General features: G+C 72.4%; 24 protein-coding genes and 1 riboswitch. Of the genes, 12 read left to right on the top strand and 12 right to left on the bottom strand.

Going from position 1 to position 25,661, the window contains the following annotated elements; all coding sequences use genetic code 11:
- Positions 1–28 precede the first annotated feature (28 nt).
- Positions 29–1,132 carry a sensor histidine kinase gene (locus tag DC008_RS28255; protein ID WP_108709372.1) on the top strand — a complete coding sequence of 368 codons (1,104 nt, stop codon included), beginning with the start codon at positions 29–31 and terminating at the stop codon, positions 1,130–1,132.
- The gene (locus DC008_RS28260) at positions 1,129–1,836 is read left to right on the top strand and encodes a response regulator (protein ID WP_425276555.1); all 708 of its coding nucleotides are present in this window, start codon (positions 1,129–1,131) and stop codon (positions 1,834–1,836) included. The genes DC008_RS28255 and DC008_RS28260 overlap by 4 nt, the downstream gene beginning before the upstream one ends.
- Here the strand turns inward: DC008_RS28260 and meaB are convergent.
- From meaB to DC008_RS28275, 3 genes are read right to left on the bottom strand one after another with little or no spacing between them, the layout of a single operon-like run.
- Complete coding sequence (gene meaB, locus DC008_RS28265; protein WP_108709373.1) at positions 1,797–2,819, bottom strand: methylmalonyl Co-A mutase-associated GTPase MeaB; 1,023 nt, start codon at positions 2,817–2,819, stop codon at positions 1,797–1,799. The two genes, DC008_RS28260 and meaB, sit on opposite strands and share 40 nt — an antisense overlap.
- On the bottom strand, positions 2,816–4,990 hold the full coding sequence (scpA, locus tag DC008_RS28270; RefSeq protein WP_108709374.1) for a methylmalonyl-CoA mutase: 2,175 nt from the start codon (positions 4,988–4,990) through the stop codon (positions 2,816–2,818). The genes meaB and scpA overlap by 4 nt, the downstream gene beginning before the upstream one ends.
- Positions 4,990–6,792, bottom strand: a complete 1,803-nt coding sequence (locus tag DC008_RS28275; protein ID WP_108709375.1) for a methylmalonyl-CoA mutase family protein — start codon at positions 6,790–6,792, stop codon at positions 4,990–4,992. The genes scpA and DC008_RS28275 overlap by 1 nt, the downstream gene beginning before the upstream one ends.
- A gap of 141 nt (positions 6,793–6,933) precedes the next feature.
- Positions 6,934–7,112, top strand: a riboswitch (cobalamin riboswitch).
- A gap of 59 nt (positions 7,113–7,171) precedes the next feature.
- Between DC008_RS28275 and DC008_RS28280 the strand changes: the two genes are divergently transcribed.
- The 8 genes from DC008_RS28280 to DC008_RS28315 all read left to right on the top strand — a co-directional run bounded on the left by DC008_RS28280 (position 7,172) and on the right by DC008_RS28315 (position 15,218).
- Entirely contained in the window at positions 7,172–7,570 is a 399-nt protein-coding gene (locus DC008_RS28280) for a (2Fe-2S) ferredoxin domain-containing protein (protein WP_208646019.1), read from the top strand.
- A gap of 163 nt (positions 7,571–7,733) precedes the next feature.
- Positions 7,734–9,557, top strand: a complete 1,824-nt coding sequence (locus tag DC008_RS28285) for a gamma-glutamyltransferase family protein (protein WP_108710900.1) — start codon at positions 7,734–7,736, stop codon at positions 9,555–9,557.
- A gap of 99 nt (positions 9,558–9,656) precedes the next feature.
- Positions 9,657–10,514: an inositol monophosphatase family protein gene (locus DC008_RS28290; RefSeq protein WP_108709377.1), complete on the top strand. Its 858-nt coding sequence runs from the start codon at positions 9,657–9,659 to the stop codon at positions 10,512–10,514.
- Positions 10,515–10,617: 103 nt separating this feature from the next.
- Positions 10,618–12,030: a phytoene desaturase family protein gene (locus DC008_RS28295; protein WP_108710901.1), complete on the top strand. Its 1,413-nt coding sequence runs from the start codon at positions 10,618–10,620 to the stop codon at positions 12,028–12,030.
- Between the two features lie 118 nt (positions 12,031–12,148).
- Positions 12,149–12,661, top strand: coding sequence for an O-acetyl-ADP-ribose deacetylase (locus DC008_RS28300; RefSeq protein ID WP_108709378.1), 513 nt, complete (start codon positions 12,149–12,151; stop codon positions 12,659–12,661).
- Positions 12,662–12,723: 62 nt separating this feature from the next.
- On the top strand, positions 12,724–13,173 hold the full coding sequence (locus tag DC008_RS28305) for a hypothetical protein (RefSeq protein ID WP_108710902.1): 450 nt from the start codon (positions 12,724–12,726) through the stop codon (positions 13,171–13,173).
- Positions 13,174–13,256: 83 nt separating this feature from the next.
- Positions 13,257–14,726 (top strand): DNA-3-methyladenine glycosylase 2, encoded by a 1,470-nt coding sequence (locus DC008_RS28310; RefSeq protein ID WP_108709379.1) that lies wholly within the window; start codon positions 13,257–13,259, stop codon positions 14,724–14,726.
- A 9-nt stretch (positions 14,727–14,735) separates the two neighbouring features.
- Complete coding sequence (locus DC008_RS28315; protein ID WP_108709380.1) at positions 14,736–15,218, top strand: methylated-DNA--[protein]-cysteine S-methyltransferase; 483 nt, start codon at positions 14,736–14,738, stop codon at positions 15,216–15,218.
- Between the two features lie 7 nt (positions 15,219–15,225).
- Here the strand turns inward: DC008_RS28315 and DC008_RS28320 are convergent, their stop codons facing one another.
- Positions 15,226–15,957, bottom strand: coding sequence for an SIR2 family NAD-dependent protein deacylase (locus tag DC008_RS28320; RefSeq protein ID WP_108709381.1), 732 nt, complete (start codon positions 15,955–15,957; stop codon positions 15,226–15,228).
- 92 nt (positions 15,958–16,049) lie between these two features.
- On the opposite strand from DC008_RS28320, the gene DC008_RS28325 reads away from it, so the two are divergent.
- A complete protein-coding gene (locus DC008_RS28325) occupies positions 16,050–16,250 on the top strand; it encodes a type II toxin-antitoxin system VapB family antitoxin (RefSeq protein WP_062667056.1) in 201 nt (66 codons plus the stop codon).
- An 8-nt stretch (positions 16,251–16,258) separates the two neighbouring features.
- Here the strand turns inward: DC008_RS28325 and DC008_RS28330 are convergent, their stop codons facing one another.
- A complete protein-coding gene (locus DC008_RS28330) occupies positions 16,259–16,762 on the bottom strand; it encodes an NUDIX domain-containing protein (protein ID WP_108709382.1) in 504 nt (167 codons plus the stop codon).
- Entirely contained in the window at positions 16,759–17,880 is a 1,122-nt protein-coding gene (locus tag DC008_RS28335; RefSeq protein ID WP_108709383.1) for an ADP-ribosylglycohydrolase family protein, read from the bottom strand. Before DC008_RS28335 ends, DC008_RS28330 begins: the two co-directional genes overlap by 4 nt.
- A 182-nt stretch (positions 17,881–18,062) precedes the next feature.
- Here DC008_RS28335 and DC008_RS28340 point away from each other — a divergent pair, with 182 nt between their 5' ends.
- Positions 18,063–19,181 carry a glycerate kinase gene (locus DC008_RS28340; protein WP_108709384.1) on the top strand — a complete coding sequence of 373 codons (1,119 nt, stop codon included), beginning with the start codon at positions 18,063–18,065 and terminating at the stop codon, positions 19,179–19,181.
- A gap of 79 nt (positions 19,182–19,260) precedes the next feature.
- Here DC008_RS28340 and pssA read toward each other — a convergent pair whose 3' ends face one another.
- The 6 genes from pssA to DC008_RS28370 form a co-directional block, all read right to left on the bottom strand.
- On the bottom strand, positions 19,261–20,082 hold the full coding sequence (gene pssA, locus DC008_RS28345) for a CDP-diacylglycerol--serine O-phosphatidyltransferase (protein ID WP_108709385.1): 822 nt from the start codon (positions 20,080–20,082) through the stop codon (positions 19,261–19,263).
- A 22-nt stretch (positions 20,083–20,104) separates the two neighbouring features.
- Positions 20,105–20,761, bottom strand: coding sequence for a phosphatidylserine decarboxylase (locus DC008_RS28350; protein ID WP_048579466.1), 657 nt, complete (start codon positions 20,759–20,761; stop codon positions 20,105–20,107).
- Positions 20,762–20,931: 170 nt separating this feature from the next.
- Positions 20,932–22,137, bottom strand: a complete 1,206-nt coding sequence (locus DC008_RS28355) for an acyl-CoA dehydrogenase family protein (protein ID WP_108709386.1) — start codon at positions 22,135–22,137, stop codon at positions 20,932–20,934.
- A 3-nt stretch (positions 22,138–22,140) separates the two neighbouring features.
- Positions 22,141–22,653, bottom strand: coding sequence for a MaoC family dehydratase (locus DC008_RS28360; RefSeq protein ID WP_108709387.1), 513 nt, complete (start codon positions 22,651–22,653; stop codon positions 22,141–22,143).
- Between the two features lie 5 nt (positions 22,654–22,658).
- Entirely contained in the window at positions 22,659–23,618 is a 960-nt protein-coding gene (locus tag DC008_RS28365; RefSeq protein ID WP_108709388.1) for an HpcH/HpaI aldolase/citrate lyase family protein, read from the bottom strand.
- Positions 23,615–25,657, bottom strand: coding sequence for a protein meaA (locus tag DC008_RS28370; protein WP_108709389.1), 2,043 nt, complete (start codon positions 25,655–25,657; stop codon positions 23,615–23,617). Before DC008_RS28370 ends, DC008_RS28365 begins: the two co-directional genes overlap by 4 nt.
- Positions 25,658–25,661 lie beyond the last annotated feature (4 nt).

Raw genomic sequence — 25,661 nt, forward strand, 5'->3', positions numbered from 1 at the left:
GTCGGTGGCGCGGTCTAGGGTGCGGGGCATGGACGGGGAACGCCTCACACGCGAGCGGCTCGCCGACGCGGCCGGCGCGGTCGTGGCCGGCGCGATCACCGTGCTCGCCGCCGTCGCGGACGACCGGGCGTCCGTGGTGGATCTGGCGCTGATCGTGGCCGGTTCACTCGCCATCGCCGCGCACCGCTCCGCCCCGCGCGCGGTCCTCGCCGTCACCACCGGCTGCCTGCTCGCCGCCGTCGCGCTCGCCGGGGCCGCCGCCACCCTCGCCCTGCCCGTCGTCGGCGCCGTCCACACCGCGTCGCGGGCCGGGTACCGGGGCACGGCCGCGGTGGCCGCCGCCGGCTTCCTCGGCACCTACGCGGCCGTGGGCGCCGGCGGCTCCACGCCCGTCCGCGAGACCCTGCTGCTGGCAGGCTGGTTCGTGTGCGCGCTCGTCACGGGCCTCGCCGATCGCAACTGGCAGGCGTATCTGCGCCAGACCGAACAGCGGGCCCTGGAGGCCGAGCGCACCCGGGAGGAGGCCGCGCTGCGCAGGGCCGGTGAGGAACGCCTCCGGATCGCACGGGAGTTGCACGACTCCCTCACGCACAGCATCTCGATCGTCAAGCTCCAGGCGGGCGTCGCCGTGCACCTGGCGCGCAAGCGCGGCGAGGAGGTGCCGCCCGCCCTGCTCGCCATCCAGGAGGCGAGCGGCGAGGCCATGCGCGAACTGCGGGCCACGCTGGAGGTGCTGCGCACCGACGAGCCCGCCGGTTCGCCCGCGCTGCTCGTGGAGCGGGCCCGGGCCGCCGAGCTCGCCGTCGAGCTGACCGTGACCGGTGAGGAGCGGCCCCTGCCGGCGCCGGTCGACCGGGCGGCGTACCGCATCGTCCAGGAGGCCCTGACCAACGCGGCACGGCATGCCGGTCCCGCGAAGGTCGATGTCCATCTCGAGCACGGCGACGGGCAGTTGACGGTCCGTGTGGAGGACGACGGTGCCGCCGATCCGTCGTGTCCGCCCGCCCCCGGGACCGGTCTGACCGGGATGCGCGAGCGCGTCACCGCTCTTGGGGGCACGCTGGAGGCGGCCCCGCGCGCGGAGGGCGGATTCGCGGTGCGGGCGCGGCTGCCGCTGGGGGAGACGCGATGACCCACGACGCTATGACCCACGACGCGATGACCCACGGTGCGATCCGGGTGGCGCTCGTCGACGACCAGGCGCTGATGCTGGCGGGCTTCCGGGCCCTGCTGGACGCCGAGGACGGCATCGAGGTGGTCGGCGAGGCCGCGGACGGCGCGCAGGGACTGGAACTGGTCCGCGCCGAGGTGCCCGACATCGCGCTCATCGATGTGCAGATGCCGGTGATGACGGGCATCGAGGCCACCCGCCGGATCGCCGAGGACCCCGCGCTGGCCGCCGTCCGGGTCGTCATCCTCACCAACTACGGCCATGACGCGTACGTCTTCGACGCGCTGCGCGCGGGGGCCAGCGGCTTCCTGCTGAAGGACACCGAACCGGCCGACCTGCTCCAGGCGATCGACGTCGTGGCGCGCGGCGAGGCGCTGCTGTCGCCGTCGGTGACGCGCACGCTCATCGGCGAGTTCGTGTCCCGGCCGCCCGACCGGGCCACCCCACCGGGGCTGGAGTCGCTGACCCGCCGCGAGCGCGAGGTGACGGCGCTGGCGGCACGCGGACTGACCAACGAGGAGATCGCCGCGCACATGGTCATCAGCCCGTACACCGCGAAGACCCACATCAGCCGGGCCATGACCAAGCTGGGCGCGCGCGACCGCGCCCAACTCGTCGTGTTCGCCTACGAGTCGGGGCTCGTCGCGGCACGCGGCGCCCCGTGAGGCTCCGTGCCGCCCTCGAAGGCCGCCAGGATGCGTTCCGCCGCCAGCGTGGCCGTCAACTCGCCGTCTCTGACCTGCTGTTCCAGCGTGGGCGCCAGGGAGCGGACCGCCGGGGCCGCGTGCAGACGGCCCAGGAGTTCGTCGCGGACCATGGTCCAGGTCCAGTCGACCTGCTGGTCGCGCCGCTTGGCGGCCAGCCGGCCCGTGGAGTCCAGGAGGGCCCGGTGCTGCTCCAGACGGTCCCAGACGGCGTCCAGACCGATCGACTCACGGCCGCTGCAGTGCAGGACGGGCGGCGTCCAGACGGCGTCCTTGCCGTGCATCAGGCGCAGGGCGCCCGCGAGTTCGCGCGCCGCCGCCTTCGCGTCCCGCTCGTGGGGGCCGTCCGCCTTGTTGACGGCGAGGACGTCGGCCAGCTCCAGCACGCCCTTCTTGATGCCCTGGAGCTGGTCGCCGGTGCGGGCCAGCGTCAGCAGCAGGAAGGAGTCGACCATGTTGGCCACGGCCGTCTCCGACTGGCCCACGCCGACCGTCTCCACCAGCACCACGTCGTAGCCCGCGGCCTCCATCACGACGATGGACTCCCGGGTGGCCTTGGCGACCCCGCCCAGCGTCCCGGCCGTGGGGGAGGGGCGGATGAAGGCCGCCGGGTCGACCGCCAGCCGCTCCATCCGCGTCTTGTCGCCCAGGATCGACCCGCCCGTACGGCTGGACGACGGGTCGACCGCCAGCACCGCCACCCGGTGCCCGAGACCCGTGAGCATCGTCCCGAAGGCGTCGATGAACGTGGACTTGCCGACGCCCGGTACTCCGCTGACCCCGATCCGCCGCGCCCGCCCGCTGTGCGGCAGCAGCTCGGTCAGCAACCGCTGCGCCAGCACCCGGTGCTGGGGCCGCGTCGACTCGACGAGGGTGATGGCGCGCGCGACGATCGCCCGCTTCCCGTCGAGCACGCCCTTCACATACGCGTCGACATCGATCACAGCTCGTGCCCGAGTCCGTCCGCCAGCCGCCGCACCAGGTCGTACGCCGCGTCCGGGATGACCGTGCCGGGCGGGAAGACCGCCGCCGCGCCCATCTCCAGGAGCGTCGCCACGTCCTGCGGCGGGATGACCCCGCCGACCACGATCATGATGTCCTCGCGCCCCTCCTCGGCCAGCGCCTCCTTCAGCGCCGGCACGAGCGTGAGATGGCCCGCCGCCAGCGACGACACCCCGACGATGTGCACGTCGGCCTCGACGGCCTGCCGGGCCACCTCGGCGGGCGTCTGGAACAGCGGGCCGACGTCGACGTCGAAACCGAGGTCGGCGAACGCGGTCGCGATGACCTTCTGGCCGCGGTCGTGGCCGTCCTGGCCCATCTTGGCGACCAGGATGCGCGGACGGCGGCCCTCGGCCTCCTCGAAGTCGGACACGAGGGTGCGGGTGCGGTCCACGGCGGGCGACTCCCCGGCTTCGTTGCGGTACACGCCCGTGATCGTACGGATCTGGCTCGCGTGCCGCCCGTACACCTTCTCCAGGGCGTCGGAGATCTCACCGACGGTCGCCTTCGCGCGGGCGGCGTTCACCGCCAGCTCCAGCAGGTTGCCCTCGCCGCCGGCCGCCCGGGTCAGCGCGTCCAGCGCGGCCCGGCACGCCGTCTCGTCGCGCTCCTCGCGCAGCCGCCGCAGCTTGGCGATCTGCTGGGCGCGCACCGAGGAGTTGTCGACCTTCAGCACGTCGATCTGCTCGTCGCTGTCCACCCGGTACTTGTTGACGCCGATCACCGGCTGGCGCCCGGAGTCGATACGCGCCTGGGTGCGGGCCGCGGCCTCCTCGATACGCAGCTTCGGGATGCCGGCGTCGATCGCCTTGGCCATGCCGCCGGCCGCCTCGACCTCCTGGATATGCTGCCAGGCACGGCGCGCGAGGTCGTACGTCAGCTTCTCCACGTAGGCGCTGCCGCCCCACGGGTCGATGACCCGGGTGGTGCCCGACTCCTGCTGGAGCAGCAGCTGGGTGTTGCGGGCGATACGCGCCGAGAAGTCGGTCGGCAGGGCCAGCGCCTCGTCGAGCGCGTTGGTGTGCAGGGACTGGGTGTGGCCCTGCGTCGCCGCCATCGCCTCGACACAGGTGCGCGTGACGTTGTTGAACACGTCCTGCGCGGTCAGCGACCATCCCGACGTCTGCGAATGGGTGCGCAGCGACAGCGACTTGGAGTTCTTCGGGTCGAACTGCCTGACCAGCTTCGCCCACAGCAGGCGCGCCGCGCGCAGCTTGGCGACCTCCATGAAGAAGTTCATGCCGATCGCCCAGAAGAACGACAGCCGGGGCGCGAACGCGTCGACGTCCAGGCCGGCTTCGCGGCCCGCGCGGATGTACTCCACACCGTCCGCGAGCGTGTACGCCAGCTCCAGATCGGCCGTCGCACCGGCCTCCTGGATGTGGTAGCCGGAGATGGAGATCGAGTTGTAGCGGGGCATCCGCTGCGAGGTGAAGGCGAAGATGTCGGAGATGATCCGCATCGATGGCTTCGGCGGATAGATGTAGGTGTTGCGGACCATGAACTCCTTCAGAATGTCGTTCTGAATGGTCCCGGCCAGCTTCTCGGGCGGTACACCCTGCTCCTCGGCGGCGACGATGTACAGCGCGAGGACCGGCAGCACCGCGCCGTTCATCGTCATCGACACCGTCATCTTGTCCAGCGGGATGCCGTCGAACAGCTGCCGCATGTCGTAGATCGAGTCGATGGCCACGCCCGCCATGCCGACGTCACCCGTCACCCGCGGGTGGTCGCTGTCGTAGCCGCGGTGCGTGGGCAGGTCGAAGGCGACCGACAGGCCCTTCTGACCGGCCGCCAGATTGCGCCGGTAGAACGCGTTGGACTCCTCGGCGGTGGAGAAACCCGCGTACTGGCGGATCGTCCACGGCTGGTTGACGTACATCGTCGGGTACGGGCCGCGCAGATACGGCGCCATGCCCGGGTAGGTGCCCAGGAAGTCCAGGCCCTCCAGGTCACGCCCGGTGTACAGCGGCTTGACCGCGATGCCCTCGGGCGTCTCCCACAGCGGCTCGTCGCCGCCGGTGGCCTGCTTGACGGCCGTACGCCACTCGTCGGAGCCGCCCGCCGCGGCCGGGGTCCCCAGTTCGATCCCGGTGAAGTCGGGGATTCCCATCAGGACACTCCCATGCGGTCGAGGGTGGCGGACAGGACGGCGACGGCGTCACAGCCCGCGAAGACATGGCCGTCGACCCCGGGGTGGTCCCCGGGCCGCCCGGCGAGGAACACATGCGCGGCACCGGCTGCCTTCAGCCGCCCGGCGACCTCGGCCGCCTGCTCCTCGTACACGGTGTCGCTGGAGCACAGGCACGCCTCGGTGGCGCCGCTCTCCTCGAAGGTGCCCTCGGTGACCGGCTCGATGCCGCCGGCCTGGAAGAGGTTCGAGGCGAAGGTCAGACGCGCGGTGTGGGCGGCGGCCGGGCCGAGCGCGGCCAGGTAGATCCGCGGCCGGGCGCCGGTCGCGGCCAGATGCGCGTCGGAGCGGGCGCGCAGCGCCTCGTACGCCTCGTCGCGCCGGACCCGCGGCAGACCGCCGGACGGCGGCTCGGGCGCGGGCTCACGCACCACCGGCTGCTCGCCGAGGTGCGGGAACTCGCTGACCCCGGTGACCGGTTCGCGCCGCTTGGCCAGCTTGCCGGTGCGGGCCTCCCAGGTGGCGGCGAGGTCGTCGCGCAGCTGTCCCGAACGCAGCGCGGCGGCCTGGCCGCCCGCCCGCTCGATCCGCTGGAAGAACTCCCAGCCCGCGTGGGCCAGTTCGTCCGTGAGCCGCTCCACGTACCAGGAGCCGCCCGCCGGGTCGATGACCCGGGCGAGGTGGGACTCCTCGATGAGGATGGTCGAGGTGTTGCGGGCGATGCGCCGCGCGAACGCGTCGGGCAGGCCCAGCGCGTGGTCGAAGGGCAGCACGGTCACCGAGTCGGCGCCGCCGACACCGGCCGCGAGCGTGGCGACCGTGGTGCGCAGCATGTTCACCCACGGGTCGCGGCGGGTCATCATCACCGGCGAGGTCACGGCGTGCTGTACCTGGGCGCTCGGCGCCCCGGACACCTCGGTCACCCGTGCCCACAGGCGGCGCGCCGCCCGCAGCTTGGCGATGGTCAGGAACTGGTCGGCGGTGGCCGCGTAGCGGAACTCCAACTGGCCGGCGGCCTGTTCGACCGTCAGCCCGGCCTCGGTCAGCTCCCGCAGATACGCCACACCGGTGGCCAGCGCGGCGCCGAGCTCCTGCGCGGCCGAGCCGCCGGCCTCGTGGTACGGCAGCGCGTCCACGGTCAGGGCCCTGAGCCCCGGGTACTCCTCGGCGCACCGCCGGGCCGGCGCGGCGGCCGGGGCGAACGGCAGGGACGTACCGGTGCGGGCCTCGTGGCCGAGCGGGTCGAAGCCGAGGTTGCCGCGTGCCGCGTCCTTGGCGACGCCGCGCTCCTCGTACAGGGCGAGCAGCGCCTGTGCGGCGGCCTCCGACTCGGCGCCCGCGTCCAGGACGACCGGGGCGAGGTCGAGGTACACGCCGTCGAGGGCGCTGCCGAGGGAGGACACCGGGATGCCCGCCTCGCCGAGGACCAGCCAGAGCGAGGTGACGCCGTTCTCCAGGTCCGCCAGCACCACGCCGTCCGCGGCCGTGGTGTGCCGCTGCCGTACGTCCCAGCCGCCGGCGGTGTTGCCCTCGGGGCGACCACCCCGCACATAGGGGGCGAAGCCGGGCAGGCCGGGGTCGGGCGCGGCGTCACGCGCGGTGTACAGCGGGCGGGAGCGCATCCCGTCCTCGAGTGGGGTGGACAGGGCGTCCTCGGCAGCCGTCCCCGACACGTCCTTGCCCGCCTTGCGCAGCACACCTTCCACCAGGTGTCGCCACTGCTCATGGGTTGCGTCAGGGAACTCGGCGGCCAGCGAGAGCCCGTCGTCAGGCAGGACCGTCATGCTCGGATGCTAGGTCAGATGGTCAAAGGAGCAGCAGGGGGCATGGCTGTGACCTTGCCCTCTTCCAGATTGTGACCTGGGTCTCGGGACCCCGGCGGTGCCCGCGCGGGCACGCTGAACGAGTGGCTCCGGGCCCTGACTTGATAGCCTCGTGGGGCTGGTCGCGCCCCTTCTCCGGGGCCAGGGAATCCGGTGCGAATCCGGAACTGACGCGCAGCGGTGAGGGGGACGGGCGGGGCAGGCACGCCACTGGGAGACCGGGAAGGCGCCCCGCCGGGACGAACCCGAGTCCGAAGACCTGCCGGCACCTCCACGCCCCCGGGCGGGGAGGCCCTCCGCAGGCCGGCTCCGCGTACGAGCCCCGACCCTCAAGGCGTGTATGTCCGTCTCCCCGCCCCAGCCGTCGCTCCCGGATCGGCAGATTCCGTCCACGCCCTGCCGGGTCGTGCTCTGCCGGGACTGCTGCTGCGGCAGCCCCAAGGTGACCGGTGTCGACCACGCGGGTCAGGCCGCCCGGCTGCAGGAGAGCGTCCCGGTCCGTGTCTCGGACTGCCTGGACGTCTGCGACCACGCCAACGTGGTCGTCGTCCAGCCCTCCGCCGCGGCGCGCGCGGCGGGCGCCCGGCCGGTGTGGCTCGGCCTCGTCAACGACCCCGACGCCACCGAGGACGTCATCGCCTGGGTACGGGCCGGTGGGCCCGGAGTTGCTCCCTGCCCGGAGATCCTGGCCTTTCACACCATTTCCCCGCCCTCGTCGCGGGCCTCGGGGAAGGGCTGACCGGCCGCCCGTGGCCCCGCCCTGCGTGCCCGCCACGGGTGCCCGACCGCCACACCTTCACGCCACCCTCGCTCCGTGCCCCCATGGACGGTTGAACATCGAACAGGCGGTCACGCAAGATCGGACGGACCCGTCCGGCCCCGACCGCGAGGTGACGCCCGCCATGTTCACCACCCGTCCCACCCTCCAGGGCACCTTCGGCATGGTGTCCTCCACGCACTGGCTCGCCTCGCAGTCCGCGATGGCGGTGCTGGAGCGAGGCGGCAACGCCTACGACGCCGCCGTGGCGGGCGCGTTCGTGCTGCACGTCGTCGAACCGCATCTGAACGGCCCGGCCGGCGAGGTGCCCATCCTCCTCGCCCCGGCGGGCGGCGAGGTGCGGGTGCTGTGCGGCCAGGGCGTCGCCCCCGCGGACGCCACCGTCGCCCACTACCGCGGCCTCGGCCTGGACCTCGTCCCCGGCACCGGACCGCTGGCCGCCGCCGTGCCCGGCGCCTTCGACGCCTGGATGGTGCTGCTGCGCGACCACGGCACCCTGGCACCCGCCGACGTCCTCGCGTACGCCGTCCACTACGCCGAACACGGGCACGCGCCCGTGGAGCGGGTCGGCGAGACCGTGGAGACCGTGCGCGAGCTGTTCGAGACGGAGTGGACCTCCTCCGCCGAGGTGTATCTGCCCGACGGCGAGCCGCCGCGCCCCGGCGCCCTCTTCCGGAACCCGGCCCTCGCCGCCACCTGGAAGCGCCTGCTCGAGGAGATCTCCGGCGCCGGCGACCGCGTCGCGCAGATCGAGGCCGCGCGCGCGGTGTGGCGTACCGGGTTCATCGCCGAGGCGCTCGTCCGGCAGGCGCAGCGGCCCACCCTCGACACCAGCGGCGAGCGCCACACCGGCACCCTCACCGCCGCCGACCTCGCCGGCTGGTCCGCGACCTACGAGGCCCCCGCGACGTACGAATGGAACGGCTGGACCCTGTGCAAGGCCGGGCCCTGGAGCCAGGGCCCGGTGCTCCTCCAGCAGCTCGCCCTGCTCCCCGACGAGCTGCCGCCGTACGGGTCCGCCGGCTACGTCCACCTGCTCGTCGAGGGCTGCAAGCTGGCCATGGCAGACCGGGAGGCCTGGTACGGCGACGCCGCCGAGGTGCCGCTCGACGACCTGCTGTCCGACGCCTACAACGCCGATCGCCGCCGGCTGGTGGGCGAGGCCGCCTCCTTCGAGCTGCGGCCCGGCAGCCCCGGCGGGCGCGTGCCCCGGCTGGGCGCCCACGCGCGCGGGGAGGCCGCCGCGCCCGGTTCCGTCGCGCCGGGCGCCGGGGAGCCGACGGTCGCCAAGTCGCCCGTGGCGCCGGTGCCGGCCGAGCCCGAGGTCGCCGCGGACGGGCTCACCCGCGGCGACACCTGCCACCTCGACATCGTCGACCGGTGGGGCAACATGGTCGCGGCCACCCCCAGCGGCGGCTGGCTCCAGTCCAACCCCGTCGTGCCCGAACTCGGCTTCCCGCTCGGCACCCGCCTGCAGATGACCTGGCTGGAGGAGGGACTGCCGAACTCCCTGACCCCGGGCCGGCGCCCGCGCACCACGCTCACCCCCAGCATCGCGCTGCGCGACGGCGTGCCCGTCCTCGCCTTCGGCACCCCCGGCGGGGACCAGCAGGACCAGTGGCAGCTGCACTTCTTCCTCGCGGTCGCGCTGCGCGGGCAGGTCCGCGGCGGCCTCGACCTGCAGGGCGCGATCGACGCCCCGAACTGGCACAACGACAGCTTCCCCGGCTCCTTCTACCCGCGCGGGACACGGCCCGGGAGCGTCACCGTGGAGGGCCGCACCGCCCCCGCGGTGATCGACGGGCTGCGGCGGCGCGGTCACGACGTCACGGTCGGCGACGCCTGGTCGGAGGGCCGCCTGTGCGCGGTCGCCCGGGACCCCGGAACGGGGGTGCTGTCCGCCGCGGCGAACCCGCGCGGCATGCAGGGCTACGCCGTCGGACGCTGAGGGGCCCCGAGGGGCAGCGACCACGCGAGTTCACCGGGAGTCCGTCCGCAGGTCACCCGGCGGGCGGGCGTTGTCAGTGGCACGTGTTTCCATGGACGGGTGATCGAAGAAAACGAAACCATCGAAGAGTTTCTCGCCCAGCACGCCACCGACGTGGAGGACGCCGTCCGCAAGGCGGCGGCCGCCGAGATCATGCCCCGCTTCCGCCGGCTCGCCGACCACGAGGTCGACCGCAAGAGCGGACCGCACGACCTGGTGACCGACGCCGACCGGCTCGCCGAGCGGTATCTCACGGAGGCCCTCGGCGCCCTCCTGCCCGGCTCGGTCGTCGTCGGCGAGGAGGCGGTCCACGCGAATCCGTCCGTGTACGACGCGATCCGCGGCGACGCCCCGGTGTGGATCGTCGACCCCGTCGACGGCACCCGCCAGTTCGTGCACGGCGACACGGGCTTCTGCACCCTGGTCGCCCTCGCCCGGCACGGCGTCGTGCTCGCCTCCTGGACCTACGCACCCGCCCTCGACCAGCTGGCCACCGCCGTACGGGGCCGGGGCGCCTTCCTCGACGGCGAGCGGCTGCACGCCGGAGCCCCGGACCCCGGCAGCGACCTGCGCGTCGCCACCTCCCACCCGGACTTCACCACCGACGAGCAGAAGCGGGCCCTGCTCGGCCTGTGGACCGACGGCGTCGCCCCGCGCCCGTGCGGCTCGGCGGGTCTGGAGTACCTGGCCATCGCGCGGGGCGAGTTGGAGGCCACCGCCTTCGGATGGGAGGCCGCATGGGACCACGCTGCCGGACTGCTGCTCGTGGAGGAGGCGGGCGGCGCCCACCTGACGCGCACGGGGGAGCCGTTCCGTATCACCGGGGGCAACGCCCTGCCGTTCACGGCGGCCCGCGACGCCGCCACGGCCCGGCGGGTGGCGGGACTCCTGTCCGGCGGAGCGCGGCGAGCGGCGTAGGAATAGAGTCGGCCGCGGGGGAGCGGAGGTGGGGCGACAAGGCCCCGGCCTATCCTGATTCCTCTAGGCCGCCGCCTGACGAAGGGGTCCGAACGTGCCGTCGATGCTCGACGCAGTCGTGGTGGGTGCGGGACCGAACGGCCTGACCGCTGCCGTGGAGCTGGCCCGCAGGGGCTTCTCCGTGGCCGTGTTCGAGGCACGGGACACCGTCGGCGGCGGGGCCCGCACCGAGGAGCTGACGCTGCCCGGCTTCCGGCACGACCCCTGCTCGGCCGCCCACCCCCTCGGCATCAACTCGCCCGCGTTCCGGGCGATGCCGCTCGACCGCTACGGGCTCGAGTGGCTGCACGCCGGGCTGCCCATGGCCCACCCCTTCGCCGACGGCACCGCCGCCGTGCTGTCCCGGTCCGTCGCCGAGACGGCCGCGTCCTTCGGGCCGCGCGACGCGGGCGCGTACCGCAGGCTGGTCGCCCCGTTCCTGTCCAAGTGGGACACCCTGGCACGGGACTTCATGTCGCTGCCGCTCACCGCGCTGCCCCGCGACCCGGTGACCCTCGCCCGCTTCGGGCTGACCGGGCTGCCGCCGTCGACCTGGCTGATGCGCCGCTTCCGCGACGAACGCGCGCGGGCCCTCTTCTCCGGCCTGGTCGCCCATGTGATGGCCCCGCTGAGCGGCTTCGCGACCGGTGCGATCGGCCTGGTCTTCGCCCTCGCCGCGCACGCCCGCGGCTGGCCCGTCGCCCGGGGCGGCTCCCAGTCCATCTCCGACGCCCTCACCGCCTATCTGAAGGACCTCGGCGGCACCGTCCACACCGACTACGAGGTGAAGCGACTCGACGACCTGCCGCCCGCGCGGGCGTACGTCTTCGACACCTCGCCCACCGCGCTCGCCCGGATCGCCGGCTTCGGCCGGTACTACGAGAACTACCGGTACGGCTCCGGCGTCTTCAAGATCGACTACGCGCTGGACGGCCCCGTGCCCTGGACCGCGCCCGAGGCCCGGCGGGCCGGCACCGTGCAGATCGGCGCGGACAGCGCGGAGATCGGGGCGGCGCTGCGGGCCGCGTCGCGCGAGGGACGCGCACCCGACCGGCCGTTCATGATCACCGTGCAGCCCAGCGTCGTCGACCCCACCCGGGCCCCCGAGGGCAAGCACGTGTTCTGGGCCTACGGCCATGTCCCCAACGGCTGGACGGGCGACCTCACGGACGCCCTGGAACGCCAACTCGAGCGCTTCGCACCGGGGTTCCGTGACCGGGTGCTCGCCCGTGCCACCGCGGGCCCGGCCGAACTCGCCGCCCGCAACGCCAACTACGTCGGCGGCGACGTCGGCTCCGGTGCCGCCACCGGTCTGCGCCTGCTGCTGCGCCCCAAGCTCTCGCTGTTCCCGTACAGCACCCCGCACCCCGCCATCTACCTCTGCTCGTCCGCGACCCCGCCCGGCCCGGGCGTGCACGGCATGGCGGGGCACAACGCGGCCAAGGCGGTCTGGCGCCGCCTGCGCCAGGAGCCCTGAGCCCAGGAGCCCTGAGCCCAGGAGCCCAGGAGCCCAGGAGCCCTGAGCCCAGGGCCCTGAGTCCTGAGCCACGGGCCCCGCGCCTGCGTCGACCGGCCCGTCCTGCTAGGAAGGGCCCATGACCACCATCGAACTCGTCCGGGGCGACATCACACGGCAGACGGCCGACGCGATCGTCAACGCCGCGAACTCCTCCCTGCTCGGCGGAGGCGGCGTGGACGGTGCCATCCACCGGCGTGGCGGCCCCGCGATCCTCGCCGAGTGCCGCGCGCTGCGGGCCTCCCGGTACGGCAAGGGTTTGCCCACCGGACAGGCGGTCGCCACCACGGCCGGCGACCTGCCGGCCCGATGGGTGATCCACACGGTGGGCCCGGTCTGGTCGCGGGACGAGGACCTCTCGGACCTGCTGGCCTCCTGCTACCGCGAGTCCCTGCGCGTCGCCGACGAACTCGGCGCGCGGACGGTCGCCTTCCCCGCCATCTCCACCGGTATCTACGGCTGGCCCATGGACGACGGCGCCCGGATCGCCGTGGAGACCGTGAGGGCGGCGGAGACCCAGGTCGAGGAGGCGCGGTTCGTGCTGTTCGACGCGGCCGCGTACGACGTGTTCGCCAGGCGGCTGGAGGCGTGAACACCGCCCGGGGCTGATCCGTACCCCTCCTCGTGGAGACGCACCAGGCACACCAGTCGGACATGACGAACCGAGGAACCGGAACCCGCAGGGCCGCGCTCGCCGCCGGCCTCGCCCCGCTGCTCCTGGCCACCGCCTGCGGTGGCGGCGACTCGGGCTCGGCAGCCGCGTCGAGCGGCCCGCCGAAGGTCTCCGCCACCGAGGCCGGCGTGGTGGCACCCGCGAAGATCGAGGTGATAGCCGGCCTGACCGGGTGCAAGGTGAAGATCAGGACCGAGGCGAACGAGCTGCGCGAGGGCGTCTGCCGGACGAAGCAGGGCGACTACCTCGTCACGACGTTCCCCGAGGAGAAGCTGAAACGGACCTGGCTGGACTCGGCCTCCGTCTACGGCGGCACGTACCTGGTCGGCACCCGCTGGGTGGTCAGCGGCAAGCCCGCCGTACTGGAACGGCTGCGCCCCCGGATCGGCGGCACCATGGAACAACTGAGAGGCATCGGCCCGAGCACCTGAGCGGAGGGACCCCCGACCTACGTGTCGGATTCTCGCCAGCAGCCCCCCACCCCGTCCCCGATCCTGGACCCATGAACCAGGGGATGCACACCGACGTCGAGCGCTGCGTGCGCGCCGTGCAGTCGAAGGACGCCCGCTTCGACGGGTGGTTCTTCACGGCGGTCGTCACGACCGGGATCTACTGCAGGCCCAGCTGCCCGGCGGTGCCGCCCAGGCCCGCGAACATGCGGTTCCTGCCGAGCGCCGCCGCCTGCCAGCAGGCCGGGTTCCGCGCCTGCAAGCGGTGCCGCCCGGACACCAGCCCCGGCTCACCCGAGTGGAACCAGCGCGCCGACCTCGTGGCCCGCGCCATGCGGCTCATCGCCGACGGCGTCGTGGACCGCGAGGGCGTCCCCGGCCTCGCCGCGCGCCTCGGCTACAGCACCCGCCAGATCGAACGCCAGCTCCTCGCCGAACTCGGCGCCGGCCCGCTCGCCCTGGCCCGCGCCCAGCGCGCCCGGACCGCGCGGCTCCTCATCGAGACGACGCCCCTGTCCATGGCGGACATCGCCTTCGCGGCCGGCTTCGCCTCGGTCCGCACCTTCAACGACACCGTCCGCGAGGTCTTCGCCCTGGCCCCGACCGACCTGCGCGCCCGCGCACCCCGGTCGTCCCAGGGCGGCACCGCCGGAGCCCTCACCCTGCGCCTGCCGTTCCGCGCCCCCCTCAACCCCGACAACCTCTTCGGGCACCTCGCGGCGACCGCCGTGCCCGGCGTGGAGGAGTGGCGGGACGGCGCGTACCGGCGCACGCTCCGGCTGCCGTACGGCCACGGCATCGTGGCGCTGACCCCGCGGCCCGACCACATCGCCTGCCGCCTCACCCTCAGCGACCTGCGCGACCTCACCGTCGCGACCAGCCGGTGCCGGCGGATGCTCGACCTGGACGCCGATCCGGTCGCCGTCGACGACCAGTTGCGCACCGACCCGGTGCTGGCGCCCCTGGTCGACAAGGCCCCCGGCCGCCGGGTGCCGCGCACGGTCGACGAGGCCGAGTTCGCCGTACGGGCGGTGCTCGGGCAGCAGGTCTCCACGGCGGCCGCCCGCACCCACGCGGGCCGCCTGGTCACCGCGCACGGCGATCCGGTGACCGACCCCGAGGGCGGTCTCACCCACCTCTTCCCGGAGCCCGCCGCCCTGGCGTCCGCCGACCCCGAGTCACTGGCGATGCCCCGCAGCCGCCGCACGACCTTCACGACCCTGGTCCGCCGCCTCGCCGACGGCGACCTCCGCCTCGGCCCGGACAGCGACTGGCCCGAGACCCGGGCGGCCCTGCTCTCCCTGCCGGGCTTCGGCCCCTGGACGGTCGACGTCATCGCGATGCGCGCGCTCGGCGACCCCGACGCCTTCCTCCCCACCGACCTCGGCGTCCGCCGCGCCGCCCGTGAACTGGGTCTGCCGTCCACACCCGCGGCCCTCACCGCCCGCGCCGCCGCCTGGCGCCCCTGGCGCGCCTACGCCGTCCAGTACCTGTGGGCGACGGACAGCCACCCCATCAACTTCCTCCCCGCGTAAGGAGAACCGGTGCGACAGCACACCGTCATCGACAGCCCGTACGGCGCCCTCACCCTCGTCGCCGAGGACGGCGTCCTGTGCGGCCTCTACATGACAGCCCAACGCCACCGCCCGGCCGAGGAAACCTTCGGCCCCCGAGACGCAACCCCCTTCGCCCAGACGGAAGAAGAGCTGGAGTCCTACTTCGCAGGCGAGCTCAGGCAGTTCACGATCCCCCTCCACCTGAAGGGCACCCCCTTCCAGCTCACCGTCTGGAACCACCTGCGCGCGATCCCCTACGGCGAGACCCGCACCTACGGTCAACTGGCCGAAGCCCTGGGCAAAAAGGGCGCGTCCCGCGCGGTCGGCCTGGCCAACGGCAAGAACCCGATCGGCATCGTCGTCCCCTGCCACCGAGTCATCGGCGCGACCGGCTCCCTCACCGGCTACGGCGGCGGCCTCCCCCGCAAACAACGCCTGTTGGCCTTCGAGAGCGGCGCCGCGCTGTTCTGACGCCCACTCAGTCGTCCTTCTCGATCCTCCGGAGCAGCTCAGGCAACGCCGTTCCGATCGGTTCCCGTACGACCTCGTCGGCCAGGTCGTCGTACGGTGTCGGTTCCGCGTTCACGATGATCAGGCGGGCGCCGTGGTCCGCGGCGATGCCGGCCAGGCCCGCCGCCGGCTGGACCTGGAGGCTGGAGCCGGCCGCGATGAAGATCTGGCAGGCCTTGGTGATCGCGACCGCCTGGCCGAGGACCTCCGGGTCGAGGCGTTCGCCGAACATCACCGTCGCGGACTTGAGGACGCCCCCGCACTCCAGGCACGGCGGGTCGTCCTCGCCGGCGTCGACGCGGGCCAGGACGTCCTCCATGGGGGAGCGGGCGTGGCACTTGGTGCACACCACCTGCCGTGCGGTGCCGTGCAGCTCCAGGACCTTGCGGGCCGGGAGCCCGGCGAGCTGATGCAGGCCGTCCACGTTCTGCGTGATCACCCGCACCGGCACCCCCGAGCGCTCCAGCTCGGCCACCGCCCGGTGCGCCGCGTTGGGCTCGGGGTTCAGCGCGCCGGTCTCCCGCCGCATCAGCCACGACCGCCGCCGGATGTCCGGGTCGGCCATGTAGTACTCGTACGTCACGAGCTTCTCGGCCTCGGGGTCGCGCCGCCACAGGCCGTTCGGCCCGCGGTAGTCCGGGATGCCGGAGTCGGTCGAGATGCCGGCGCCGCTGAGCAGGGCCACGAGGGGCTTGGTCATGTCGCCGAGAGTAGGACGGGCGGCCGGAGCGCGGCGAATGGATATTCGAGCGAGCGCCTGTACGCCCCGGCTGCCGGTGCTAGCGTGCCAGCATGGCCAAGGTCACCGTGTCGCTCGATGCCGAACTCGTCGTGGAGGCCATGGTCCTCGCGGGTGTCGGCAGCCCCCAGGACGCCGTCGAACTCGTCCTGCGCGACTACGTCCAGCGCGGGCACCGCACCGAGGCACGGGTCGCCGAGCGCGACGACGCCCTGCGCGACGTGGACGTCCGGCCCCGGGACGTCGAGGGCTGACGTCCGGGTCAGGCCACCTTGCGACCGTTCTCCAGTTCCACCGGCCCCGTGCCGTCCGCCAGGGCGTCCAGCGCGGCCAGGACGCGGCGGCCCGGAGCGCCCGGCAGATGATCGGCGAGTTCCTCGCGGGGCACCAGGCGCCAGGACAGCAGCTCCTGCTCCTGGAGGCGGATCGCCTTCAGGTCGTCCGCGGTGAGCACCCCGCCGTCGTACAGGTATGCCACCAGCGGCGGCCGGCCCGCCCCCTGCACCCAGTCCACCGCCGGCAGCCGACCCGGCTCGCGGTCCAGCCCGATCTCCTCCAGGGGCTCGCGGCGCGCGCCCTGCCGGGGCGTCTCACCGGCGTCCGACTCGATCGTGCCGCCGGGCAGCGCCCAGCCCTCGCGGTAGTTCGGCTCCACGAGCAGCACCCGGCCCTCTTCGTCCCGGAAGAGAGCGGCGGCGTCGGCGAGGACACGGGGGAGCCCCGCGATGTACGTGGCGCAGTCCTGTGCCGGGGGCGTCGAGGTCATTCGGGAAGGGTGACCGGCTGGGCGATCGTGGAACCCGCGCCCGCCTGCGCACCCAGCTCCGCCAGCCGCAGCGTCCGCTCCGCCAGCTCGCTGATCCGCACTCCGTCGAAGCCGAAGACCGCGCTGCGCACCGTGTCCTCCAGCGGCTCCGTCCACTGCGCCGGGATCGCCGACGCGCCGCCCAGCACGCCCGCCACCGACCCGGCCGTCGCCCCGTTGGAGTCGGTGTCCAGGCCGCCGCGCACGGTGAGCGTGATGGTGCGGGTGAAGTCGCCGTCGCCGTACAGCAGCCCCGCCGTGAGGACGGCCGCGTTCGGGACGGTGTGGATCCAGCCGAGGCCCGCCGTCTCCTCGGCCACCGTGGCGAGCGTGTCCTCCCAGGACATCCGCGCCTCGTGCAGCGTCGCCACCCGGCGCACGGTACGGGCGAGCCGGCTGCTCGCCGGGATCACCGCGAGCGCCCGGTCGACGGCCTCCCGGACCGTGGCCGCGGTGAACGCCGCCGAGATCAGCGCAGCCGCCCACATCGCGCCGTACACCCCGTTCCCGGTGTGCGAGAGCACCGCGTCCCGGCGGGCCAGGGAGGCGGCGCGGGCGGGGACGCCGGGCGAGGTCCAGCCGTAGACGTCGGCGCGGATGAGGGCGCCGATCCACTCCTGGTGCGGATTGTCGTAGGTGGCGGTGAGCGGCGGCTTCAGGCCGTTCGCGAGATTGCGGTACGCCGCCCGCTCCGCCGTGAAGGTCTGCAGGAACGGCAGGCGCAGCAGCCACAGGTCCCCGACCTGCTCGGTGCTGAAGCCGAAGCCGTGCCGCTCCAGCAGGTCGAGGCCGAGGATCGCGTAGTCGACGTCGTCGTCGCGGCAGCTGCCGTGGATACGGCCGCGCACGCACTGCCGCCACTCGGGCCGCATCGAGCGCCCGTCCTCCTCGTCGGCCGGCTCCGGCAGATAGTCGGTGAGCGGCAGGGCCGCGGCCCTGCGCAGATAGCGGTCGATCCGGTCGCGCGTCCACACCTCGCCCTGCTCGACCGGTTTGCCGAGCATGTTGCCGGCGATCCGGCCCAGCCAGCCGCCGAGGATGCGGTCGGCGAGCTCCGGTTCCGTGTCCACAGCGGTCATAGGACCGGTCTACCCGATTCAGGCGACCGCCCACGCGCCCGGCACGCCGGAGCCGTCCCGGCCCGGCCCACGCTCCGGCGGGGCATGGCGGTCCGGGGTGTCGCCGGTTAAGGTCGCAGCGGCGCGACTGGCCCCGACCTGTGCGGGGCCCGGAGAGCAAGGGGATACAGGTGACACAGCGCGTGCTCATCGCCGCGGACAAGTTCAAGGGGTCGCTCACGGCCGTGGAGGTCGCGGAGCGGGTCACAGCCGGTCTGCGCCGGGCCGTCCCGACGGTCCAGGTCGAGGCCCTGCCGGTCGCCGACGGCGGTGACGGCACCGTCGACGCCGCGGTCGCGGCCGGTTTCGAGCGGCGTGAGGCGCGGGTCGCCGGACCGCTCGGCGACGAGGTGACGGCGGCGTTCGCGCTGCGCGGCGACACCGCGGTCGTGGAGATGGCCGAGGCCAGCGGCCTCCAGCGGCTCCCCGCGGGCGTCCTCGCCCCGCTCACGGCGTCCACCCACGGCTCCGGCGAGCTGCTGCGCGCGGCCCTCGACGCCGGGGCCCGCACCATCGTCTTCGGCGTCGGCGGCAGCGCCACCACGGATGGCGGCGCCGGGATGCTCACCGCGCTCGGCGCACGTCTGCTCGACGCCGACGGGGAGCCGGTGGCGCCGGGCGGAGGCGGCCTCGCCGACCTGGCCACGGCCGACCTGTCCGGGCTCGACCCCCGGCTGGCCGAGGTCGACCTGATCCTCGCCAGCGACGTCGACAATCCGCTGACCGGCCCGAAGGGCGCACCGGCGGTGTACGGCCCGCAGAAGGGGGCGTCCCCGGACGACGTGGCCACGCTGGACGCGGCCCTCGCGCACTACGCCAAGGTCCTGGAGGCCGCCGTCGGCCCCCGGGCCGCCGAACACGCCTCGGCGCCCGGTGCCGGAGCCGCCGGCGGCATCGGGTACGGCGCCCTGCTGCTCGGCGCCCGCTTCCGGGCCGGCATCGAGGTCATGCTCGACGTCTTGGGCTTCGCGCCGGCCGTGGAACGCGCCTACCTGGTGATCACCGGGGAGGGCTCCCTCGACGAGCAGACCCTGCACGGCAAGGCCCCGGCCGGTGTCGCGGCGGCGGCCCGCGCGGCCGGCAAGGAGGTCGTCGCGGTGTGCGGCCGTCTCGCCCTCGCGCCCGAGGCCCTGGGCCGGGCCGGCATCCGGCGGGCGTACCCGCTGACGGACGAGGAGCCGGACGTGACGGTGTGCATCGCGGACGCCGGACCGATCCTGGAGCGGGTCGCGGAACGCATCGGCCGGGACTTCCTGGTCTGAGCCGCCCAGCGCCCCGGAAGCACGAAAGGGCCCCGGACCGAATCGGTCCGGGGCCCTTCCCGTCACAGCACGCGGAGCGCTACGGCAGCTGGGCCGCCCGCGCCTCACGCCGGTTGCCGCGGAAGTTGTTCACCCGGCGGGCCGTGGCGAACAGCGGGATCACCGCGCCCATCACCAGCTGGAGCGCGCAGCCCGTCTGGAGGAGCAGCTGACCGCTCGGGGCGTCGAACGCCCAGGCGGCGAGCAGACCCATGGACACCACGATCCACGACAGCATCGCGATCGCGAGACGGCCACGCGGCTTCGGGTACTCCACCCGGCTCACCATCAGCCAGGCCGTGCCCAGGATCGCCAGGAGCGTCGCCACGAAGGGCAGCTCGAGCAGCACGATCGAGACCACGGTCAGCGCGCCGAACGGCGAGGGCATCCCCTGGAACATGCCGTTGGGGACGGACACGCACGAGAACCGCGCAAGCCGCAGCACCACCGCCAGCAGCACCACGATCGCTCCGACCGCGGCCACTCTCTGGTGCGCGTCGTTCGCGACCATGCCGTAGACGAGGACGAAGTACGCCGGGGCCAGACCGAAGCTGATCAGGTCGGACAGGTTGTCCAGCTCGGCGCCCATCGGGGACGAGCGGAGCTTCCTGGCGACCAGGCCGTCGAACAGGTCGAACACGGCCGCGCACAGCATCAGGATGACGGCGGTGGCGGCGCTGTGGCGCGCCATGCCGCTCTCCTCGCTGCCCGTGAGGTGCGGGATCAGGATGCCGGTGGTGGTGAAGTACACCGCCATGAAGCCGCACGTGGCGTTGCCGAGGGTGAGGGTGTCCGCTATCGACAGGCGGAGGGAGAGCGGCATCTCCTCCTCTTCTTCGTCGACCTCGTCCGCGCCCGGCACCCAGCCCGGCTGTGTCTCTGGATCAATCACGGTCAATGCGAGTCACCCCAGCCACGGTCTTCTGCCCGACCTCGACCGCGACCTCCACGCCCTCCGGCAGGTAGATGTCGACACGGGAGCCGAAGCGGATCAGACCGATGCGGTCGCCCTGCTCGACCTTCGTGCCCTGCGGGATGTAGGGGACGATGCGACGTGCGACGGCGCCGGCGATCTGAATCATCTCGATGTCGCCGAGTTCGGTGTCGAAGTGCCAGACTACGCGCTCGTTGTTCTCGCTCTCCTTGTTGAACGCCGGCACGAACCCGCCGGGGATGTGCTCGACGGACGTCACCGTGCCGGAGAGCGGCGCGCGGTTGACGTGGACGTTGAGCGGGCTCATGAAGATCGCGACGCGGGTGCGGCCGTCCTTCCACGGCATGATGCTCTGCACCACACCGTCGGCCGGGGAGATGACCCGGCCCTGGGCGATCTCGCGCTCGGGGTCGCGGAAGAACCACAGCATGCCCGCCGCCAGAGCGGTGGCGGGTACGGCCACGGCCTTGGCGACGCCGGAGCGGCGTGCGCGGGCCAGGCTGAGGGCTGCGGTGGCGACGGTCGGGAGAAGCCACGGCGATGCTCCGCGCGCGAGGCGTACGCCGGCCCGGCTGTCGCGTGGTGCAGAGGTTTGGCTGTGGGGCATGGATGACCTTCGTAGCGGATGATGCCGCGCTTCAACGGGGGACGGCGGCTTTCCGGGGATCGTACCGGTCGCGGCCCACAACTGGGCAAGCCAGGAAGCCGAGTCGGCGGCTGAAGCGTATGTACGGGGTGTGATCTTCTTCTCGAAGAAAACACCCCGAACTCGGACATTCAGCCTTGGAACCGATACTCTTCGAGCAGCCTGCGACCGATGATCATTTTCTGGATCTCGGCGGTACCTTCACCGATGAGCAGCATCGGAGCCTCACGGTAGAGGCGCTCGATCTCGTACTCCTTGGAGAAGCCGTAGCCGCCGTGGATCCGGAAGGCATCCTCCACGACCTCCTTGCAGTATTCGGAGGCGAGGTACTTCGCCATCCCTGCTTCGAGGTCGTTTCGCTCACCGGAGTCCTTTTTGCGTGCCGCGTTCACCATCATGGCATGCGCGGCCTCCACCTTGGTAGCCATCTCGGCCAGCTTGAACTGAATGGCCTGGTGCTGGGCGATCGGCTTGCCGAAAGTGTGACGCTGCTGGGCGTACCGGACGCCCAGTTCGAAGGCACGCTGAGCGACGCCGCAGCCACGCGCCGCCACGTTGACGCGGCCGACTTCGACGCCGTCCATCATTTGGTAAAAACCTCGGCCGGTGACGCCGCCGAGCACCCGATCGGCCGGAATGCGCAGGCCGTCCATGATGAGCTCGGTCGTGTCGACGCCCTTGTAGCCCATCTTGTCGATCTTGCCGGGGATGGTCAGGCCCGGACGGACCTCACCGAAGCCCGGCTCCTTCTCCACGAGGAAGGTGGTCATCGACTTATGGGGCGCGGTGCCCTCGGGGTGTCCTTCGTCACTTCGGACCAGAACGGCCACCAGAGACGACGTTCCGCCGTTCGTCAGCCACATCTTCTGGCCGTTGAGGACGTACTCCTCGCCGTCCTTCACCGCCTTCGACGTGATCGCGGACACATCCGAGCCGAGGGCCGGCTCCGACATCGAGAAGGCCCCGCGGATGTCGCCGGCCGCCATCCGGGGCAGGAAGTGGTCCTTCTGCTCCTGCGTGCCGTGCTGCTTCAGCATGTACGCCACGATGAAGTGCGTGTTGATGATGCCGGACACCGACATCCAGCCGCGGGCGATCTCCTCCACGCACAGCGCGTAGGTCAGGAGCGACTCGCCCAGACCCCCGTACTCCTCGGGGATCATCAGGCCGAAGAGGCCGAGTTCCTTCAGACCGTCGACGATCTGCTGCGGGTACTCGTCGCGGTGCTCCAGCTCGGTGGCGACCGGGATGATCTCCTTGTCCACGAAGTCGCGGACGGTGGAGAGGATCTCCTGCTGGATGTCGGTCAGACCGGCGGTCTGGGCGAGACGGGCCATCGCTTACTTCCCCTGTTCCCTCAGCTCGGGGCGGCCCGGCTGCTCGCCGCCGCGCTCCTTGATGTACGTCTCGGTGGGCACCATCACCTTGCGGCGGAAGACGCACACCAGCGTGCCGTCCTGCTTGTAGCCCTTGGTCTCCACGTAGACGATGCCGCGGTCGTTCTTCGACTTCGACGGCCACTTGTCGAGCACGGTCGTCTGGCCGTAGATCGTGTCGCCGTGGAAGGTCGGCGCCACGTGCCTGAGCGACTCGATCTCCAGGTTGGCGATCGCCTTGCCGGAGATGTCCGGCACGGACATGCCGAGCAGCAGCGAGTAGATGTAGTTCCCGACGACGACGTTCTTGCCGAAGTCCGTCGTCTTCTCCGCATAGTTCGTGTCCATGTGGAGCGGGTGGTGGTTCATGGTGAGGAGGCAGAACAGGTGGTCGTCGTACTCCGTGACCGTCTTGCCCGGCCAGTGCTTGTACGTCGCCCCGACCTCGAACTCCTCGTAGGTGCGTCCGAACTGCATGACGGTCAGGCCTCCGGGATCTCGAACTTCGACGTGCGCTTCATGCCGGCGGCGCGCCCCTTGCCCGCGATGACCAGGGCCATCTTGCGGCTGGCCTCGTCGATCATCTCGTCGCCGAGCATCGCCGAGCCCTTCTTGCCGCCCGCCTCGGACGTGTAGTAGTCGTACGCGTCCAGGATCAGCTCGGCGTGGTCGTAGTCCTCCTGCGACGGCGAGAAGATCTCGTTGGACGCCTCGACCTGGCCCGGGTGCAGCACCCACTTGCCGTCGAAGCCGAGCGCGGCGGCGCGCTGCGCGACCTCGCGGTAGCCCTCGACGTTGCGGATCTGCAGGTAGGGGCCGTCGATCGCCTGGAGGTCGTTGGCACGGGCGGCCATCAGGATCTTCATCAGGATGTAGTGGTAGGCGTCCGCCGGGTAGCCGGGCGGCTGCTCGCCCACGACCAGCGACTTCATGTTGATGGACGCCATGAAGTCGGCCGGGCCGAAGATGATGGTCTCCAGGCGCTGCGAGGCCTGGGCGATCTCGTTGACGTTGTTCAGGCCCTGGGCGTTCTCGATCTGCGCCTCGATGCCGATCTTGCCGACCTCGAAGCCCATCGTCTTCTCGATCTGGGTCAGCAGCAGGTCCAGCGCGACGACCTGCTGGGCCGTCTGCACCTTCGGCAGCATGATGCAGTCGAGGTTCTGGCCGGCGCCCTCGACGACCGTGACGACGTCCCGGTACGTCCACTCCGTCGTCCAGTCGTTGACGCGGACGACGCGCGTCTTGCCCGTCCAGTCGCCCTCGTTGAGGAACTTGACGATGGTGTGCCGCGCCTCGGGCTTGGCGAGCGGCGCGCACGCGTCCTCCAGGTCGAGGAAGACCTGGTCCGCCGGGAGGCCCTGCGCCTTCTCCAGGAAGCGCGGGTTGCTTCCCGGCACCGCGAGACAGGAGCGGCGGGGACGCAGACGGTTGACGGTCATGCGGGGACCTCCAGGGGGTCGAGCTTGTTCGCTTTCCGGATCTCGTCGACGATGCGGCCGATGATCCCGGTGATGTCGAAGTCCTTCGGGGTGAAGACGGCGGCCACTCCGGCTTCCTTCAGCTGCTCGGCGTCACCATTCGGGATGATGCCACCGGCGATCACGGGTATATCTGTGGCACCGGCCACACGGAGGCGTTCCAGGACGTCAGGCACGAGCTGCGCGTGCGACCCGGACAGGATCGACAGGCCCACCGCGTGCACGTCCTCGGCGAGGGCCGCGTCCACGATCTGCTCCGGCGTCAGCCGGATGCCCTGGTACACCACCTCGAAGCCGGCGTCGCGGGCCCGTACGGCGATCTGCTCGGCGCCGTTGGAGTGCCCGTCCAGGCCGGGCTTGCCGACCAGGAAGCGCAGCTTGCCGACGCCCATGTCCTTCGCCGTCAGCTCCACCTTGCGGCGCACCTGGGACAGGGCCGAGCCCTCCTCGGCCGGGATCGCGACCGGCGCCGAGGACACCCCGGTCGGGGCGCGGAACTCGCCGAACACCTCGCGCAGCGCCCCGGCCCACTCGCCGGTGGTGACACCGGCGCGGGCGCACTCCAGGGTGGCCTCCATGAGGTTGTCGGTGCCCTTCGCGGCCTCCTTCAGCCGCTCCAGCGCCTTGCAGGGGCGCGGGTGGTTGAACGGCGGCTGGTACCGCGTGTCGCGCCAGTGCTGGAGCGAGGCGATGACCCGTGCCTCGACGGCCGGGTCCACCGTCTGGATCGCGGTGTCCAGGTCCGCGGTCAGCGGGTTGGGCTCGGTCGTCTCGAAGATGTTGACGCCGACGATCTTCTCCCGGCCGGACTCGATCCGGCCCCGGCGCTCCGCGTGCGAGGCGACGAGCTGCGACTTGAGGTAGCCGGACTCGACGGCCGCCATCGCGCCGCCCATCTCCTGGATCCGCTCGATCTCGGCGAAGGACTCCTCGACCAGCGCCGCGACCTTCGCCTCGATGACGTGCGAGCCCTCGAAGATGTCCTCGTACTCCAGCAGATCGCTCTCGTGCGCGAGGACCTGCTGGATGCGCAGCGACCACTGCTGGTCCCAGGGGCGGGGCAGGCCCAGGGCCTCGTTCCAGGCCGGCAGCTGCACGGCACGCGCGCGGGCGTCCTTCGACAGCGTCACGGCCAGCATCTCCAGCACGATCCGCTGGACGTTGTTCTCCGGCTGCGCCTCGGTCAGGCCGAGGGAGTTGACCTGGACGCCGTAGCGGAAGCGGCGCTGCTTGGGGTTCTCGATGCCGTACCGCTCGCGGGTGATGCGGTCCCAGATGCGGCCGAACGCCCGCATCTTGCACATCTCCTCGATGAAGCGGACGCCCGCGTTCACGAAGAAGGAGATACGGGCCACGACGTCGCCGAACTTCTCCTCGGGGACCTGCCCCGAGTCGCGCACGGCGTCGAGGACGGCGATGGCGGTGGACATCGCGTACGCGATCTCCTGGACCGGTGTGGCGCCCGCCTCCTGCAGGTGGTAGCTGCAGATGTTGATCGGGTTCCACTTCGGGATGTGGGAGACCGTGTACGCGATCATGTCCGTCGTCAGGCGGAGCGAAGGCCCCGGCGGGAAGACGTGCGTCCCCCGGGACAGGTACTCCTTGACGATGTCGTTCTGGGTCGTGCCCTGGAGCCTGGTGATGTCGGCGCCCTGCTCCTCGGCGACGACCTGGTAGAGCGCCAGCAGCCACATGGCGGTGGCGTTGATCGTCATCGAGGTGTTCATCTGCTCCAGGGGGATGTCCTGGAACAGCCGGCGCATGTCACCGAGGTGCGCGATCGGCACCCCGACCCGGCCGACCTCGCCGCGGGCGAGGATGTGGTCGGAGTCGTACCCGGTCTGGGTGGGCAGGTCGAACGCCACCGACAGACCGGTCTGCCCCTTGGCGAGGTTGCGCCGGTACAGCTCGTTGGACGCCTCGGCCGTCGAGTGACCGGCGTACGTCCGCATGAGCCACGGACGGTCCTTCTGACGCTCGTCTTCCTGACGCTCTGTCATCCCC

It is taken from the genome of Streptomyces nigra (assembly GCF_003074055.1).
Lineage (GTDB): Bacteria > Actinomycetota > Actinomycetes > Streptomycetales > Streptomycetaceae > Streptomyces > Streptomyces nigra.

Coding starts and splice junctions, on each gene's coding strand:
- DC008_RS28255 (WP_108709372.1), top strand. CDS start 29: ATGGACGGGGAACGCCTCACACGCGAGCGGCTCGCCGACGCGGCCGGC.
- DC008_RS28260 (WP_425276555.1), top strand. CDS start 1,129: ATGACCCACGACGCTATGACCCACGACGCGATGACCCACGGTGCGATC.
- scpA (WP_108709374.1), bottom strand. CDS start 4,990: ATGGGAATCCCCGACTTCACCGGGATCGAACTGGGGACCCCGGCCGCG.
- DC008_RS28275 (WP_108709375.1), bottom strand. CDS start 6,792: ATGACGGTCCTGCCTGACGACGGGCTCTCGCTGGCCGCCGAGTTCCCT.
- DC008_RS28280 (WP_208646019.1), top strand. CDS start 7,172: ATGTCCGTCTCCCCGCCCCAGCCGTCGCTCCCGGATCGGCAGATTCCG.
- DC008_RS28285 (WP_108710900.1), top strand. CDS start 7,734: ATGTTCACCACCCGTCCCACCCTCCAGGGCACCTTCGGCATGGTGTCC.
- DC008_RS28295 (WP_108710901.1), top strand. CDS start 10,618: ATGCTCGACGCAGTCGTGGTGGGTGCGGGACCGAACGGCCTGACCGCT.
- DC008_RS28300 (WP_108709378.1), top strand. CDS start 12,149: ATGACCACCATCGAACTCGTCCGGGGCGACATCACACGGCAGACGGCC.
- DC008_RS28305 (WP_108710902.1), top strand. CDS start 12,724: ATGACGAACCGAGGAACCGGAACCCGCAGGGCCGCGCTCGCCGCCGGC.
- DC008_RS28310 (WP_108709379.1), top strand. CDS start 13,257: ATGCACACCGACGTCGAGCGCTGCGTGCGCGCCGTGCAGTCGAAGGAC.
- DC008_RS28320 (WP_108709381.1), bottom strand. CDS start 15,957: ATGACCAAGCCCCTCGTGGCCCTGCTCAGCGGCGCCGGCATCTCGACC.
- DC008_RS28325 (WP_062667056.1), top strand. CDS start 16,050: ATGGCCAAGGTCACCGTGTCGCTCGATGCCGAACTCGTCGTGGAGGCC.
- DC008_RS28330 (WP_108709382.1), bottom strand. CDS start 16,762: ATGACCTCGACGCCCCCGGCACAGGACTGCGCCACGTACATCGCGGGG.
- DC008_RS28335 (WP_108709383.1), bottom strand. CDS start 17,880: ATGACCGCTGTGGACACGGAACCGGAGCTCGCCGACCGCATCCTCGGC.
- DC008_RS28350 (WP_048579466.1), bottom strand. CDS start 20,761: ATGCCCCACAGCCAAACCTCTGCACCACGCGACAGCCGGGCCGGCGTA.
- DC008_RS28355 (WP_108709386.1), bottom strand. CDS start 22,137: ATGGCCCGTCTCGCCCAGACCGCCGGTCTGACCGACATCCAGCAGGAG.
- DC008_RS28360 (WP_108709387.1), bottom strand. CDS start 22,653: ATGCAGTTCGGACGCACCTACGAGGAGTTCGAGGTCGGGGCGACGTAC.
- DC008_RS28365 (WP_108709388.1), bottom strand. CDS start 23,618: ATGACCGTCAACCGTCTGCGTCCCCGCCGCTCCTGTCTCGCGGTGCCG.
- DC008_RS28370 (WP_108709389.1), bottom strand. CDS start 25,657: ATGACAGAGCGTCAGGAAGACGAGCGTCAGAAGGACCGTCCGTGGCTC.